The organism is Kribbella sp. NPDC048928 (genome assembly GCF_043197975.1).
In the GTDB taxonomy this organism is placed as follows: domain Bacteria; phylum Actinomycetota; class Actinomycetes; order Propionibacteriales; family Kribbellaceae; genus Kribbella.
On record NZ_JBICUC010000006.1, the window covers coordinates 294,140 to 308,351 of the forward strand.

Annotated in this window: 14 protein-coding genes; 8 read left to right on the plus strand and 6 right to left on the minus strand. The window is 69.0% G+C overall.

Annotated elements, in window-relative coordinates; all coding sequences use genetic code 11:
- Positions 1–43 precede the first annotated feature (43 nt).
- The 3 genes from ccrA to mce form a co-directional block, all read right to left on the minus strand.
- Positions 44–1,375 carry a crotonyl-CoA carboxylase/reductase gene (gene ccrA / locus ACGFI6_RS26590; RefSeq protein WP_393123036.1) on the minus strand — a complete coding sequence of 444 codons (1,332 nt, stop codon included), beginning with the start codon at positions 1,373–1,375 and terminating at the stop codon, positions 44–46.
- A 159-nt stretch (positions 1,376–1,534) separates the two neighbouring features.
- On the minus strand, positions 1,535–2,443 hold the full coding sequence (locus ACGFI6_RS26595; RefSeq protein ID WP_393123037.1) for an anti-sigma factor RsbA family regulatory protein: 909 nt from the start codon (positions 2,441–2,443) through the stop codon (positions 1,535–1,537).
- 52 nt (positions 2,444–2,495) lie between these two features.
- Positions 2,496–2,927, minus strand: a complete 432-nt coding sequence (mce, locus tag ACGFI6_RS26600) for a methylmalonyl-CoA epimerase (protein ID WP_393123040.1) — start codon at positions 2,925–2,927, stop codon at positions 2,496–2,498.
- A 125-nt stretch (positions 2,928–3,052) separates the two neighbouring features.
- Here mce and ACGFI6_RS26605 point away from each other — a divergent pair, with 125 nt between their 5' ends.
- The 4 genes from ACGFI6_RS26605 (at position 3,053) to ACGFI6_RS26620 (ending at position 6,476) form a co-directional block, all read left to right on the plus strand.
- Entirely contained in the window at positions 3,053–4,255 is a 1,203-nt protein-coding gene (locus ACGFI6_RS26605; RefSeq protein WP_393123042.1) for an acetyl-CoA C-acetyltransferase, read from the plus strand.
- Positions 4,255–5,211 (plus strand): methylmalonyl Co-A mutase-associated GTPase MeaB, encoded by a 957-nt coding sequence (gene meaB, locus ACGFI6_RS26610; protein ID WP_393123044.1) that lies wholly within the window; start codon positions 4,255–4,257, stop codon positions 5,209–5,211. The genes ACGFI6_RS26605 and meaB overlap by 1 nt, the downstream gene beginning before the upstream one ends.
- Before the next feature lie 297 nt (positions 5,212–5,508).
- Positions 5,509–5,667 carry a hypothetical protein gene (locus ACGFI6_RS26615; RefSeq protein WP_165546737.1) on the plus strand — a complete coding sequence of 53 codons (159 nt, stop codon included), beginning with the start codon at positions 5,509–5,511 and terminating at the stop codon, positions 5,665–5,667.
- Positions 5,668–5,750: 83 nt separating this feature from the next.
- The gene (locus ACGFI6_RS26620) at positions 5,751–6,476 is read left to right on the plus strand and encodes a PH domain-containing protein (RefSeq protein WP_393123046.1); all 726 of its coding nucleotides are present in this window, start codon (positions 5,751–5,753) and stop codon (positions 6,474–6,476) included.
- A 90-nt stretch (positions 6,477–6,566) separates the two neighbouring features.
- Here the strand turns inward: ACGFI6_RS26620 and ACGFI6_RS26625 are convergent, their stop codons facing one another.
- The 3 genes from ACGFI6_RS26625 to ACGFI6_RS26635 form a co-directional block, all read right to left on the minus strand.
- A complete protein-coding gene (locus tag ACGFI6_RS26625) occupies positions 6,567–7,847 on the minus strand; it encodes an RNA polymerase sigma factor (protein WP_393123050.1) in 1,281 nt (426 codons plus the stop codon).
- A 76-nt stretch (positions 7,848–7,923) separates the two neighbouring features.
- Positions 7,924–8,271: a YciI family protein gene (locus ACGFI6_RS26630; protein WP_393123052.1), complete on the minus strand. Its 348-nt coding sequence runs from the start codon at positions 8,269–8,271 to the stop codon at positions 7,924–7,926.
- A gap of 117 nt (positions 8,272–8,388) precedes the next feature.
- Entirely contained in the window at positions 8,389–9,111 is a 723-nt protein-coding gene (locus tag ACGFI6_RS26635; protein ID WP_393123054.1) for a maleylpyruvate isomerase family mycothiol-dependent enzyme, read from the minus strand.
- 60 nt (positions 9,112–9,171) lie between these two features.
- Between ACGFI6_RS26635 and ACGFI6_RS26640 the strand changes: the two genes are divergently transcribed.
- The 4 genes from ACGFI6_RS26640 to ACGFI6_RS26655 all read left to right on the plus strand — a co-directional run bounded on the left by ACGFI6_RS26640 (position 9,172) and on the right by ACGFI6_RS26655 (position 14,192).
- Positions 9,172–9,675 carry a MarR family winged helix-turn-helix transcriptional regulator gene (locus tag ACGFI6_RS26640; protein WP_393123056.1) on the plus strand — a complete coding sequence of 168 codons (504 nt, stop codon included), beginning with the start codon at positions 9,172–9,174 and terminating at the stop codon, positions 9,673–9,675.
- A gap of 151 nt (positions 9,676–9,826) precedes the next feature.
- Positions 9,827–11,500, plus strand: a complete 1,674-nt coding sequence (locus ACGFI6_RS26645; RefSeq protein WP_393123059.1) for a methylmalonyl-CoA mutase — start codon at positions 9,827–9,829, stop codon at positions 11,498–11,500.
- Positions 11,421–13,211 (plus strand): NAD-binding protein, encoded by a 1,791-nt coding sequence (locus ACGFI6_RS26650; protein WP_393123061.1) that lies wholly within the window; start codon positions 11,421–11,423, stop codon positions 13,209–13,211. Before ACGFI6_RS26645 ends, ACGFI6_RS26650 begins: the two co-directional genes overlap by 80 nt.
- Before the next feature lie 54 nt (positions 13,212–13,265).
- Positions 13,266–14,192 carry a tetratricopeptide repeat protein gene (locus ACGFI6_RS26655; RefSeq protein WP_393123063.1) on the plus strand — a complete coding sequence of 309 codons (927 nt, stop codon included), beginning with the start codon at positions 13,266–13,268 and terminating at the stop codon, positions 14,190–14,192.
- Positions 14,193–14,212 lie beyond the last annotated feature (20 nt).

Genomic DNA, 14,212 nt, shown 5'->3' on the forward strand with positions numbered 1-14,212 from the left:
TCACAATAAGCCTGTCAGAAACCCGCTCAAACGCCTAAACCATCTACCTGTCGCGGAAGCGATTGATCTGGGCCTCGTGACGGGCGCGGAGTTCGGCGTCGCGGACGCCGAGTCCCTCGGTCGGGGCGAGGGTGAGGACGCCGACCTTTCCCTGGTGCAGGTTGCGGTGCACGTCGTACGCGGCCTGCGCTGTCTCCTCGAGCGAATAGACCCGGCTGACCGTCGGGTGCACCATCCCGCGGGCGATCAGCCGGTTCGCCTCCCAGGCCTCGCGGTAGTTGGCGAAGTGCGAGCCGATGATCCGCTTCAGGTTCATCCACAGGTACCGGTTGTCGTACTCGTGCATGAACCCGGACGTCGACGCGCACGTCACGATCGTCCCGCCCTTCCGGGCGACGAAGACCGAGGCGCCGAACGTCTCCCGGCCCGGATGCTCGAACACGATGTCCGGGTCGTCCCCACCGGTCAGCTCGCGGATCCGGGCCCCGAACCGCTTCCACTCCTTCGGGTCCTGGGTCGACTCGTCCTTCCAGAACTTGTACCCCTCGGCCGTACGGTCGATGATCAGCGACGCCCCCATCGCGCGGCAGATCTCCGCCTTCTCCGGCGACGACACCACGCAGACCGGGATCGCCCCGCCGTTCAGCGCGAACTGCGTCGCGTACGAACCCAGTCCGCCCGACGCGCCCCAGATCAGCACGACGTCGCCCTGCTTCATGTTGGCGCCGTTCGCCGACACCAGCTGCCGGTACGCCGTGCTGTTCACCAGCCCGGGCGACGCCGCCTCCTCCCACGTGAGGTGCGCCGGCTTCGGCATCAGCTGGTTCGACTTCACCAGTGCGAGCTCTGCCAGGCCGCCGAAGTTCGTCTCGAAGCCCCAGATCCGCTGCTCGGAGTCGAGCATCGTGTCGTTGTGCCCGTCCGGCGACTCGAGCTCGACCGACAGGCAGTGCGCGACCACCTCGTCGCCGGGCTTCCAGGCGTTCACGCCGGGCCCGGTCCGCAGTACGACGCCGGCCAGGTCGGATCCGACCACGTGGTACGGCAGGTCGTGGCGGGCGGTCAGCGGCGACAACTTCCCGTACCGCTTGAGGAAGGAGAACGTCGACACCGGCTCGAAGATCGACGTCCACACGGTGTTGTAGTTGATCGCGCTCGCCATCACCGCGACCAGCGCCTCGCCCGGCCCGAGCTCGGGCGTCGGTACGTCGTCCAGGTGCAGGCTCTTGCGCGGATCCTTCTCCTTCGCGTCCAGGCCCTCGAACATCGACGCCTCGTCGGCGTGCACGGTGATCCCGCGATAGTGGTCCGGTACGTCGAGCTCACCGACGGCGGCATTGTCGCCGGAGAGGATCGCCTCGAGGATCTGCTTCACGGAAGTACCTCCTGCAACGGGGGTCTGGTGAGCGGTGAACTTACCGCCGAGTATGCGCCTCTGGCTGTGCCGTGTAACACAGGGAACGGTCGTTGAGACGACCGTCACGCGATGAGTCCACCGTTGTCAGTGGTCTTACCGGCGCTCAGCGCTGTGAGATCACCGCAGCCGCGTGTGCAGCCGTACCTGGGTGAAGTCGTCGCCGGACCGCAGTTGCGCCAGATCGCACAACTGGTTCGCCAGCCAGACGCCCCGTCCGCCGAGCCCGTCGAGCGGCGGCAGCACCCGTCCGACGAGCAGATCGTCGATCCGCCCGCGGTCGGTCACGTCGCAGATCAGCGCGCCGTCGGCGATCCACACCGCCAGCAGTCCGCGGCCGCCGCCGAACCGGATGCTGTTCGTGCAGATCTCGTGCAGCGCCAGCGACAGGTCCTCGAGCCGGTCGCGGGAAACACCGTGCGAGGCGGCCTGCCCGCCCAGCCACTGCCGTACCTCACCGAGCTCGTCCGGGCCGAACTCCCACCGCTCGGCCCGATCCGGTACGCCGTCCAGTGCCGTCCGGAACGCCTTCTCTGCAAGGGCTCCGGCGCCGGACGGACCAGCGTGCGTCACGGTCGGGTCGATACCGACGGAGGCCTCGTACGCGCAGTACAGCCGGAACGACCGGTCGTCGGCGAAAGCGATGTCGGACAGCGCCTCGTGCAGCAGCACCTCGTCGTACGCGGCCGCGCTCCGGCCCGGGTACGCCGCCTCGCTGACCGCGCGCACCGGTCCGGGATGCTGCTCGATGATGCTGCGCCAGAACGGGATCAGCCGCGCTGGGTTGCCACCGGCAACGGTCATGTCGCTGAACCGGACCTTGTGCCGATCCGGGCCGAGGGCGTCGCGCAGTACCGCGACCCGCTCCGGTGGAAGCGCCGCCACGATGGTTTCCCCCGCCGCCAGTCCCTCGGACACGAAGGCCGCCGCGCGCGCCACGAAGTCCGCGTCGGTGGCATGCACGACGGCATCGTGGGTGAACCCGGTCGGCGCACCGTGCAAGGAATCGGTGGCGCTGTCCTTCAGCACCCGAACAGAGTAGTCGGCGGGACCCAACTCGGGCGGATGTTTTTGCGCGCCGTCACGCCTGGTGCGAGGCCGGTGGCTCCACGAGTTCGACCAGTACGCCGCCGGCCGACTTCGGGTGCACGAAGTTCACCCGCGAGCCGGCCGTACCGCGCCGCGGCTCGTCGTAGAGCAGCCGCGCGCCACGTTCCCGCAGTACGGCGCTGACCGCGTCGAGGTCGTGCACCCGGTACGCGAGCTGCTGGATGCCGGGACCGCGCTGATCGAGGAACTTCGCGATCGGCGACGCGTCGGACAGTGGCGCCAGCAGCTGGATCGAGGACCCCGAGTCGCCAACCGCGAGCATCGCCTCCCGGACGCCCTGCTCCTCGTTGATCTCCTCGTGCGTCACGGTCATGCCGAACACCTCGGCGTAGTGCCGGACGGCCTCGTCGAAGTCGGCCACCGCGACGCCGACATGGTCGATCGCATCGAACAGCTGATCCATCCACCAAGCCTGGCGCAGACCGGCCGCCGCCACCATCGAAAGTGGTCCAGGTGACACCATCCGTGTGACCCGTCTGACGTGCGTGACCAGCGGCGTACCAGTGCCGTCGCAGGTATCGTGACAGCATGTCTGAGACCCGGAACTCAAGCGTCATCGTCGCCGGTGCACGAACCCCGATCGGGCGGTTGCTGGGCGGCCTCAAGGGCTTCACCGGCGCCGATCTCGGCGGGTTCGCGATCAAGGGTGCGCTGCAGAAGGCCGGCGTCGCGCCGGAGCAGGTCGAGTACGTGATCATGGGCCAGGTGCTGCAGGCCGGCGGCGGCCAGATCACCGCCCGCCAGGCCGCGGTCAAGGGCGGCGTCCCGATGGACGTACCGGCGATCACGATCAACAAGGTCTGCCTGTCCGGGCTGAACGCGATCGCGCTCGCCGACCAGCTGATCCGGGCCGGCGAGTACGAGATTGTCGTGGCCGGCGGCATGGAGTCGATGACGAACGCGCCGCACCTGCTGCCGAAGTCCCGCGAGGGCTTCAAGTACGGCGACACCACGCTGGTCGACTCGATGGCCTACGACGGTCTCTGGGACGCGTTCACCGATCAGGCCATGGGTGCGCTCACCGACCAGCAGAACAACGCGGTCGAGAAGCTGACCCGCGCGGAGCAGGACGAGTTCAGCGCTCGTTCGCACCAGCGCGCCGCCGAGGCCTGGAAGAACGGCCTGTTCGCGGACGAGGTTGTTCCGGTCGAGGTGCCGCAGCGCAAGGGCGACCCGATCGTGGTGGACAGCGACGAGGGCGTTCGCGGTGACACGTCGGCCGAGGTGCTGGCCAAGCTGCGGCCCGCGTTCGGCAAGGACGGCACGATCACCGCGGGTTCGGCGTCGCAGATCTCCGACGGTGGCTGCGCCGTCGTCGTGATGAGCAAGGCGAAGGCCGAGGAGCTCGGGCTCAGCTGGATCGCCGAGATCGGTGCGCACGGCTCGGTCGCCGGCCCCGACTCGACGCTGCAGAGCCAGCCGGCCAACGCGATCACCAAGGCCTGCTCGAAGGAAGGCGTTCAGCCCGCCGACCTCGACCTGATCGAGATCAACGAGGCGTTCGCCGCGGTCGGCATCGCGTCCGCCCGCGAGCTGCAGGTCAGCGAGGACAAGGTCAACGTGAACGGCGGCGCGATCGCGCTCGGCCACCCGATCGGGATGTCCGGTGCCCGCCTCGTACTGCACCTCGCGCTCGAGCTCGGTCGCCGGGGCGGCGGCCTCGGCGCAGCCGCGCTGTGCGGTGGCGGCGGTCAAGGCGACGCCCTGATCATCCGAGTACCGAAGCACTGATGCCGCGACGGACGCCGCCGGTCGGTGAGTTGGTCGCGCAGGCCCGGGACGGTGAGTCCCGGGCCGTCGCCCGGCTGATCTCGCTGGTCGAGGACGAGTCGCCGTTGCTGCGCGACGTGATGGCCGCCCTCGCGCCGTACGCCGGGAACGCCCACATCGTCGGCATCACCGGCTCGCCCGGGGTCGGAAAGTCGACGTCGACGTCGGCGCTCGTCTCGGCGTACCGCGAGACCGGCAAGCGGGTCGGCGTACTGGCGGTTGATCCGTCCTCGCCGTTCTCCGGCGGTGCATTGCTCGGCGACCGCGTACGGATGCAGGACCACGCGACCGACCGCGGCGTGTTCATCCGGTCGATGGCATCCCGCGGACATCTCGGCGGACTGGCGTGGTCGACGCCGCAGGCGCTGCGGGTGCTGGACGCGGCCGGGTTCGACGTGGTGCTGGTGGAAACGGTCGGGGTCGGGCAGTCCGAGGTGGAGATCGCCGGGATGGCGGACACCACGCTGGTCTTACTGGCGCCCGGGATGGGCGACGGGATCCAGGCAGCCAAGGCCGGGATCCTCGAGGTCGGCGACATCTACGTCGTGAACAAGGCCGACCGGGACGGCGTGCAGTCGGTCACCCGGGACCTGCGGTCGATGCTCGCGCTGGCCGAGCGCTCCGAGGGTTCCTGGACGCCGCCGATCCTGAAGACCGTGGCCGCCCGCAACGAAGGCATCGACGACGTCGTCCAGGCGATCGAGGACCGGCTCGCCTGGATGCAGGGGAACGGCGTACTCACCGACCGCCGGCGTAGCCGCGCGCGGGACGAGATCGAGGCGATCGCGACCACCGCGCTGCGGGCCCGGTTCGCGCACCTGCACGGCGACGCGCGGCTCGACGTCCTGGCCGCCAAGGTCGCGGACGGCGGCCTGGACCCGTATTCGGCGGCGGACGAGTTGATCGCGGCTTTGTGACTCTTGTCTCGCCGTGGAACAATCAACCACGCAGTGTCACTGTGTGTCTTTCACTTTCGTTCACCGAGAGTTGTGCCGAATTCGGGCAAATGCCGCAGGATTTCCGGCGGGTACGCCGATCCGCGTCTCACGGCGGCGCGCCGGTGGCTGCCGTGCCCCCGAATCCGTTACAGAATGGACCTTGTAGCTGGTGAGCATTGTGCGGTGGGCTGTGTTCAGTCAGTGACAATTGGTGACGGTCCGTGATACAAACTCAAACACAGTCGACCGAGTGGGTTAGGAACAAGGAGTGGCGACATGCCGAAGAAGCTGTTGATCTGGTCGCTCATCGCCTTTGCCGGCTTCTATCTGTTCACTCAGCCGGCCAACGCCGCGGGAGCGGTAGGAGGCGCGTTCTCCGCCGTTGGTGATGCGTTCGGGAGTGTCATCACCTTCCTGACCGCGCTGTTCAGCTGATCTCGGGTGTCCCGTTACGCGTAATCGTGCGGGACACTGAGGTTGTACGGGGTCACACAACAGCGTGACAGGGGAGTGAGTGGATGGCCGGAATAGGCCTGTTCCGGATCTTCGACCCGAAGGTCCGGCGCCACCTGATCTCGGACGAGGGCGAAGTCGTCATCGACGAGGTCCGGCAGCACTGGGTGGTTTATTCGCCCCCGATGCTGGAGGTTGCGTTGGCGGCGGCCCTGCTGCTGACGATGGCAGCCACCGCGATCGGTGGGCAGCCGGTGCTGCTGGCGATCGTGCTGGTGTTGCTGACCCATGCCTTCTGGCAGTTCCTCACCCACCATCGGGACCGCTTCGTGGTCACCAACATGCGGGTGATGCGGATCCGCGGCGTCTTCTCCCAGACCGTCGCGACCACCCCGATCGCCCGGGTCCTCGACATCACCCTGCAGAAGCCGATCATCGGCCGGATGCTGGGCTACGGCCACTTCGTCTTCGAGTCGGCCGCGCAGGACCAGGGCTTCCGGGAGATCAAGTGGGTCAGTCGTCCCGACGACCGCGACCTGACCATCCAGCGCGTCATCCAGCGCACCGGCCTGCGTGCGTCGGCCAGCGTCGACGTACTCGAAGGTGACGAGGACTCCGACGACGACGGCACCGGCCCGATCGGCATGGACTCCGCGCAGGAGGTCGCCGCGAGCACCGCCCCGGCCCCCGCCAGCGCGCAACCGTCCCGCCCGTCCTCAGCACCCCCCACAGGCCCCGCCTCCAAGTCGATCTTCAACAGCGAACGCGGCAACTGGATCGACAACGACTAACCCGCCCCGCCCACCGCGGCTGGTCCTTGTCCTGCATCACAACAGATCGGCGCCGGGCGGACAGTTACGACAGGAGAGCCGGTTAACCGCTCAGGAGGGTTGTGGAGCGGGGGTGTCCGACGGGTTGCTGGGGTGGGTGTTGGCGAGTTGTTGGAAGTGGGCGCGGCGGCGTTCTCGGTGGGCTCGTTCGGGGTGGGTTGGTGGTGCTGTGTCGAGTGCTGCCTGGAGTTCGGTGACTGCTTCGGTGTAGCGCGATCGGCGGGCTAGGAGTTCGCCGCGTACGGCGTGCCGGCGCGAGCTGGGCGGGATGGTGTCGAGCAGCGCGAGCGCGGTGTCGACGTCGCCGGTTTCCGCGATGGCCACGACGCGGGCGAGCTCGGCGGCCGGGCTGGGGGAGACGCCGATCAGCAGGTCATACAGCCGGACGATCTCGTGCCAGTCGGTAGCGTTGTAGCTCGGGACGCGGGCATGTTCGGCCGCGATCGCCGCCTGCAGTTGGTACGCATCCGCCTGCTGCTCGGACCGTTCCAGCGACTCGTTGAGCAGCGCGATGCCGCGGGCAACCATCGCTTGGTCCCACAGCATGCGGTCCTGCAGATCGAGCGTCACCACCTGACCGGCGTCGTCGAGGCGAGCCGGCCGCCGGGCCTCGGTGAGGAGCAACAGGGCTAGAACCGCGGTCGGGGTCGGCTGCTCGGGCAGGAGCGAGTGCAGGAGCTCCGCCAGCCGGATCGCCTCCGTGCACAGATCCACGTCGTACGTCGCGTCGCCCTCTGACGGCGCGTGCCCCGCGGTGTAGAGGCTGTGGACGACCGCGCACACGGCGGGCAACCGGTCGGGCAGTTCCGCCTCGGACGGCACCCGGTACGGGATCCGCGCCGCCGCGATCTTCTGCCGCGCGCGGACCAGTCGTTTCTGCGTGGCGACCTCGGTCGTCAGCAGGACGCCGGCGATCTGGGCGGGGGACAGGCCACAGAGCGTGCGGAGCGCGAGCGCGACGCGGGTCGGCGGCGACAGCGACGGGTGGCAACAGGTGAAGATCAGTCGCAGCAGGTCGTCCTGCACCACCTCCTCGGGCTCGACCTCGTGCTTGGTCAGCTCGATCAGGTCCGCGCCGTCGCGCTCCTTCGCGCCGCGGGCCCGCTCCCGACGGATGGCGTCGATCGCCTTGCGCCGCGCGGTGAGAGTCAGCCAGGCGCGCGGTTCCGGCGGTACGCCCGTCACCGGCCAAGCCCCGAGCGCCGCCAACGCCGCCTCCTGAACAGCATCCTCAGCCAACTGCACATCACCGACAACCCGAATCAAACTCGCAAGAATCCGCGCCCCCTCCCCCCGAACCACCTCCCCCACCAACTCGCCCCGCCTCCCCATCAGGGCGGGCTGGGGGTCGGCCGGCGGTGTTCGGGTGGGGCGTTTTTGGTTCATTGGGGGTTGGCTGGTGGGTGGGTTACTTGGCGATGATTACTGGGCGGACTTCGACTGCGCCGGCCCAGGCGGCGGGGATCTCGGCGGCGATCTTGATTGCCTCTTCGAGGTTCTCCGCGTCGATCAGGTAGTAGCCGGTGAGCGCTTCCTTCGTCTCGGCGTACGGTCCGTCGGTGGTGACGATCGGTCCGCCGCGCGCGCCCTCGACCCGGACGACGGTCGCCGTCGCGGTCGGATGCAGCACGGCGCTCGCCTTGACCTGCCCGGCGTACTCGACGCCGAACCGGCGGTACTCGGCCAACTCCTCGGCCTGCTCGGGCGCCCACCAGTCGACGTCCGCGGTGTAAGTCAGTGCAAGGTATTGCGCCATCGGAATCCTCCTTCTCGCTGAGCTTTCTCGAGAAGGGAACGAACAGCAACCCCCGCAGAGGACATCCTCACCACGATCTCACCGCAACTTCCCCCACGACCTCACGCGACCTCATCCTCACTGCGACGCCTCGGAGAGCCGTCCGCGGAACGCGCGCACGACGTCCGCGTCACCGGCAATCTCGATCGCGTGCTCGCCTGCGCGTCCCCACAGCCACAGGTACACATCCCCAGGATCGCCCGTCACCTCCGCCGACACCTCCCCGTCGGCCCCTTGCCGTACGTCGACACTCGTCGCGTCGGCGACCACGGTCCACGACCGCCCCGCCGCGGTCAGCCGGATCGCGGAGTCGAGCGGGAACTCCGTGTCGCCCTCCTCCCACCACGGCCCGCCGAGGGTCGGATAGAGCACCTCGTCGATCCCGTCCAGCGCGAGCTCCGGGTCGATCGGTGTCACGACGTCGTGCGCCTGCTCGACGTCGATGCGGTGCACCACGGTCTCGTGCGCCATCCGCCGGTACCAGAACGCGGAGGTGGAGTCGCGCGGGTTGAACGTCCAGCTCGGCCTGGTGGTCCCGGCGCTCTCCAAGGCGTCGACGATCGCGTGCCGCGCATCGTCGTACCACTGCAGGGAGTCGAGCCCCGAGAAGTCCGGCGGCCACGGGTCGGGGAGGGCGCCGAGCTTCAGCACCTCGACCTTGTGCACGTACACCTGCGCCACGTGGCGCAGGACGTCGTCCACCGTCCAGCCGGGGCAGTTGGGCACCGCGGCGCCCAGGCCCGCCCGCGCGACCTCGCCCAGTCGCGCACTGTCGGCACGCAGGTGCTCCAGATATCTCATGCCTCGCACCATCTCAGAGCCCACCGACAGTTTCCCGGCTCTCGGGCTAAGGTTCCGCCCATGGCCAGAAAGAGGGCTTTGGCGTTCGATCCGATCGACGAGGCGTCCCGGCAGTGGGGGCGGCGCTGGGGCGCGGTCGAGCAGATGCGGGCCGTCACGTCCCTGATGCGCGCCCAGCAGATCGTGATCAACGAGCTGGACGACATCCTCCGCAAGCACGGGCTGACGTTCGCGCGGTTCGAGGCGCTGGTGCTGCTGACGTTCTCCCGGCGCGGGTCGCTGCCGCTCGGCAAGATGGGCGAGCGGCTGCAGGTGCACCCGACGTCCGTCACGTCGATCGTGCGCCGGCTGGAGGCGGCCGGCCTGGTCACGCGGACGCCGCACCCGGACGACGGCCGCGCGGTGCTGTGCGAGATCACCACCGAGGGCCGCGAGCTGGTCGAGCGCGCCACGGACGACCTGGTTAAGGCCGACTTCGCCCTCTCGGGCCTCACCGACGACCAGCTCAAGATGCTCTGGTCGGTCCTCGAACCCCTTCGCCACAACGCCGGCGACTTCACCTGACCCACGCTGTCTGTACCGCCACGCAGGCAGAACCGGGGTTTTCGTCGCTGGTAATCGTTTGCCCGGCGACTTCTGCCTGCGTGGCGGTCCAGCTTGGAAATTAGTAGGACATCCTAGTATTTTGGAACCAGTCCCCTAGGAGGTCTGACTGATGGATGCCGAGCAGATCGCAGCCGGCCGGAACCGGTGGCAGCAGCGCTACGACAGCGCGCGCAAGCGGGAGGCCGACTTCACGACGCTGTCCGGCACCGAGGTCCAGCCCGCGTACGGACCGCCCGAGGGGGTGGCCGACCCGCGGATGGAGCGGATCGGCTGGCCGGGGGAGTTCCCGTTCACCCGCGGCCTCTACGCGACCGGCTACCGCGGCCGGACCTGGACGATCCGCCAGTTCGCCGGGTTCGGGAACGCCGAGCAGACCAACGAGCGCTACAAGATGATCCTGAACGGCGGTGGCGGCGGCCTGTCCGTCGCGTTCGACATGCCGACGTTGATGGGCCGCGACTCCGACGAGCCGAAGTCGCTCGGCGAGGTCGGCCACTGCGGCGTCGCGATCGACTCGGCCGCCGACATGGACCGATTGTTCAAGGACATCCCGCTGCAGGACGTCACCACGTCGATGACGATCTCCGGGCCCGCCGTCCCGGCGTTCTGCATGTACCTGGTCGCCGCCGAGCGTCAGGGCGCCGACATCAGCAAGCTCAACGGCACGCTGCAGACCGACATCTTCAAGGAGTACATCGCCCAGAAGGAGTGGCTCTTCCCACCGGAGCCGCATCTGCGCCTGATCGGCGACCTGATGGAGTACTGCGCGACCACCATCCCGGCGTACAAACCGCTGAGCGTCTCCGGCTATCACATCCGGGAGGCCGGCTCGACCGCCGCGCAGGAGCTCGCCTACACGCTCGCCGACGGCTTCGGCTACGTCGAGCTCGGGCTCAGCAGGGGCCTCGACGTCGACGTGTTCGCGCCCGGTCTGTCGTTCTTCTTCGACAGCCACCTGGACTTCTTCGAGGAGATCGCGAAGTTCCGCGCCGCCCGGCGGATCTGGGCGCGCTGGCTGCGCGACGTGTACGGGGCGAAGACCGACAAGGCGCAGTGGCTGCGCTTCCACACCCAGACCGCGGGCGTGTCGCTGACCGCGCAGCAGCCGTACAACAACGTCGTACGGACGGCCGTCGAGGCACTGGCCGCCATCCTCGGCGGGACGAACTCGCTGCACACCAACGCGCTCGACGAGACGCTCGCGCTGCCGAGCGAGGAGTCCGCCGAGATCGCGCTGCGCACCCAGTCGGTGCTGATGGAGGAGGTCGGCGTCACGAACGTGGCCGACCCGCTCGGCGGTTCCTGGTACGTCGAGGCGCTGACCGATGCCATCGAGGCCGAGGCCGAGCAGATCTTCGCGCGGATCAAGGAAATGAGCCCGGACGAGACGATGACCGGCGGGATCCTGCGCGGGATCGAGGACGGCTGGTTCATGGCCGAGATCGCGGACGCCGCGTTCGAGTACCAGCAGAAGCTCGAGAAGGGTGAGAAGAAGATCGTCGGCGTCAACACGCTCACCGACACCGTCTCCGGCGAACTGGAGATCCTCCGGGTGTCGCACGAGGTCGAGGTCGAGCAGTGCCGGGCGCTCGCGGAACGCAAGGCGCACCGCGACGAGGACCGGGTACGTCGTACGCTGTCGGCTCTGGTGGAGGCGGCCAGCGGCACTGGCAACCTGATCGAGCCCATGCTGGAGGCAGTGCGTGCGGAGGCCACGATGGGGGAAATCTGTCACGTTCTTCGGGAACAGTGGGGCGAGTACCGAGAGCCCGCCCGATTCTGAGGAACCGCCGGCGTCCGGTCGCAGCGCTGCGACCGGTACGGCCGACGAGCGTCCGGTCGTGGTCTGTGGCTCGGACCGTACGATGCTGCGGGTCGTCACCGAGTTGGTGAGTTCGGGCGAGCGGGTGATCGCGATCGTCAACCCTGGGTCGCGGCACCGCGGCCGGATCGGCGAACTGGGCGCGAAGGTGATCGACGCCCCGGTGATCAGCGAGTCGCTGCTGCGCGAGGCCGGCATCGACGCCGAGGACGACGGTACGCCGTCGACCGCGCGCGCCCTGGTCCTGCTCGACACCGACGACGTCCACAACGTGCACACGGCGCTGACCGCGCGCGACATGGATCGCGACCTGCGAATCATCCTGCAGATGGTGAACCCGCGGCTGGGGCGGCAGCTGAACAGTCTGCTCGGCGACTGTGTGGTCATCAACGGTCCGTCGCTGGCGGCGCCGGCGTTCGTGTCCGACGCCCTCGACGACGACGAACTGACCTGGGCGGAGCTCGGCGGCCGGATGGTCGTCGTGGGGCAGGCCGACCTGATCCGGGAGCCGCACCTGACCGTGCTCGCCGACACGACCTCGTCGGCGACGCCGCAGCTGCTGCCGCACTCGAGCGTCGACCCGGAGGGCGACATCGTGCTCGGGTCCGGCATCCGGCCGATCTGGCGGAGTCGCGGCGTCCGTCCGGCGGGCTGGGTGATGGCGGTCCGCGACATCCTGGACAGCCGGGTCCGCAAGATCGCGGCGCTGATGGCGATGCTGATCATGATCGGTACGGCGGTGGTGCACTTCTTCGGCCACATCGAGTGGTGGCGCGCGCTGTACCTGGCGGCCGGTGTCGTCACGTCGGCGGGGATCGACGACGACAAGTTCAACGACGCGCAGCCGTGGGTGAAGGCCAGCGCGGTCGTCGTGCAGCTGACCGGCATCGTACTGATGGCGCTGCTGACCGCGGTCGTGGTCGACTCGCTGATCGGTGCGCGACTGTCGCGGATCATCGGCGGGGTGCGCGGGCGGCCGCGGAACCATGTGGTGGTCTGCGGCCTCGGTACGGTCGGCGCGCGGGTGCTGGAGATCCTCGTCGATCGTGGTGTCGCGGTGGTCGGCGTCGACCAGGACGACGACGCACCCGGCGTACAGGTCGCTCATCGGCTGAAGATCCCGGTGGTGGTCGGGGACAGCAGCAACGAGGAGACGCTGCGTTCGGCCGGTGTGCAGCACTGCCAGGCGATGCTGGCGATCACCGACGGAGACATCACCAACCTGGAATCGGCCATGGTGGCCCAGGGCCTGAACCCGGACGCGCGGATCACGATGCGGATGTTCGACCACGACCTGGCGGAGCGCGTCGAGCGGCAGCTGGGGCTCGGCAACAGCCGGTCGGTGTCGATGCTGGTCGCGCCGGCGGTCGCGGCCGCGGTCGGCAACCAACGCCGCCAGGTCATCGTGCCGGCCGGACGTCGCGTGCTGCTGCTGACCGAGGTGACGGTCGAGGCCGGCTCGCGAGCCGCCGGCCGTCCTCTCGGCGAGCGGAACGAGGCGGAGGGCCTGCGGATCCTCGCCCTGCAGGACGAGCACGGGACCTGGGACTGGAAACCGGTGCTCACCAAGCCGCTCAAGGTCGGCGACCGGCTGGCCGTCGCCGGCACCCGCGCCGGCCTCGCCCGTCTGCTGATGGTGACCCGGGCACAACGCCGATCCGCCGCGTCATAGAAGATAGGTTTGGTTTGTGAACGTACGGAGTACGCACCGAATGCGAGGCCAGTGGTGACTCAGTCCAACTTCTCCCGTCCTGGGGCGGTCGACCTGTCGTCCCTCCGCAACCCCGCACCCGGTGCTCCTGCCGCGGGCGGCGCCCCGGCCGGCGGCGCCGGTGGTGCCTATGTGCTGGAGGTCTCGGAGGCCAACTTCCAGGCCGACGTGATCGACCGCTCGATCCAGGCGCCGGTCGTCGTCGAGCTGTGGTCCCCGCGCTCGCAGGGCGCCAACGCGCTCGGCGCGGTGCTGATCAAGCTGTCGAGCGAGTACGCGGGCAAGTTCCTGCTCGCCCGGATCGACGTCGACGCGAACCCGCAGGTCGCGCAGGCGTTCGGCGTCCAGGCGGTGCCGGTCGTGATCGCGATCCTGCGCGGGCAGCCGGTCCCGCTGTTCCAGGGCGTGCTCGCCGAGCCGGAGGTCCGGCAGTACCTCGACCAGTTGCTCACCGTCGCCGTCGCGAACGGCATCACCGGGCGGGCCGAGCCGGTCGGTCCGGTGGCCGAGGACGCCGAGGAGGAGGACGCGCCGAACCCGCGGTACGAGAAGGCCGAGAACGCGCTCGGCACGGGCGATCTGGACGGCGCGATCGCGGCGTACGAGGAGCTGCTCAAGGAGACGCCGAACGACGCCGAGGCGAAGTCTGGGCTCGCGCGGGTGCAGCTGGTGAAGCGTACGCAGGATGTGCCGGCTGATGTCCGGACGCGGGCCGCCGACAACCCGACCGACGTCGAGGCTCAGCTGCTGGTCGCGGATGTGGATCTGATGGGCGGTCACGTGGACGATGCGTTCGCGCGGCTGATCACCACGATCCAGGCGACTGCGGGGGATGAGCGCAACGCCGTACGCCTGCACCTGCTCGAGCTCTTCGAGGTGGTCGGTGCGGACGACGAGCGGGTGGTCAAGGCGCGTCGCCGGCTGATGGCTGCGCTGTTCTGACGCCTGCTCGTTGCAGACCC

What these genes read in the sequence shown, in the direction of transcription:
- mce (WP_393123040.1), bottom strand. Translation starts at nt 2,927, where the DNA reads ATGGATCAGCTGTTCGATGCGATCGACCATGTCGGCGTCGCGGTGGCC.
- ACGFI6_RS26605 (WP_393123042.1), top strand. Translation starts at nt 3,053, where the DNA reads ATGTCTGAGACCCGGAACTCAAGCGTCATCGTCGCCGGTGCACGAACC.
- meaB (WP_393123044.1), top strand. Translation starts at nt 4,255, where the DNA reads ATGCCGCGACGGACGCCGCCGGTCGGTGAGTTGGTCGCGCAGGCCCGG.
- ACGFI6_RS26615 (WP_165546737.1), top strand. Translation starts at nt 5,509, where the DNA reads ATGCCGAAGAAGCTGTTGATCTGGTCGCTCATCGCCTTTGCCGGCTTC.
- ACGFI6_RS26620 (WP_393123046.1), top strand. Translation starts at nt 5,751, where the DNA reads ATGGCCGGAATAGGCCTGTTCCGGATCTTCGACCCGAAGGTCCGGCGC.
- ACGFI6_RS26625 (WP_393123050.1), bottom strand. Translation starts at nt 7,847, where the DNA reads ATGGGGAGGCGGGGCGAGTTGGTGGGGGAGGTGGTTCGGGGGGAGGGG.
- ACGFI6_RS26630 (WP_393123052.1), bottom strand. Translation starts at nt 8,271, where the DNA reads ATGGCGCAATACCTTGCACTGACTTACACCGCGGACGTCGACTGGTGG.
- ACGFI6_RS26635 (WP_393123054.1), bottom strand. Translation starts at nt 9,111, where the DNA reads ATGAGATATCTGGAGCACCTGCGTGCCGACAGTGCGCGACTGGGCGAG.
- ACGFI6_RS26640 (WP_393123056.1), top strand. Translation starts at nt 9,172, where the DNA reads ATGGCCAGAAAGAGGGCTTTGGCGTTCGATCCGATCGACGAGGCGTCC.
- ACGFI6_RS26645 (WP_393123059.1), top strand. Translation starts at nt 9,827, where the DNA reads ATGGATGCCGAGCAGATCGCAGCCGGCCGGAACCGGTGGCAGCAGCGC.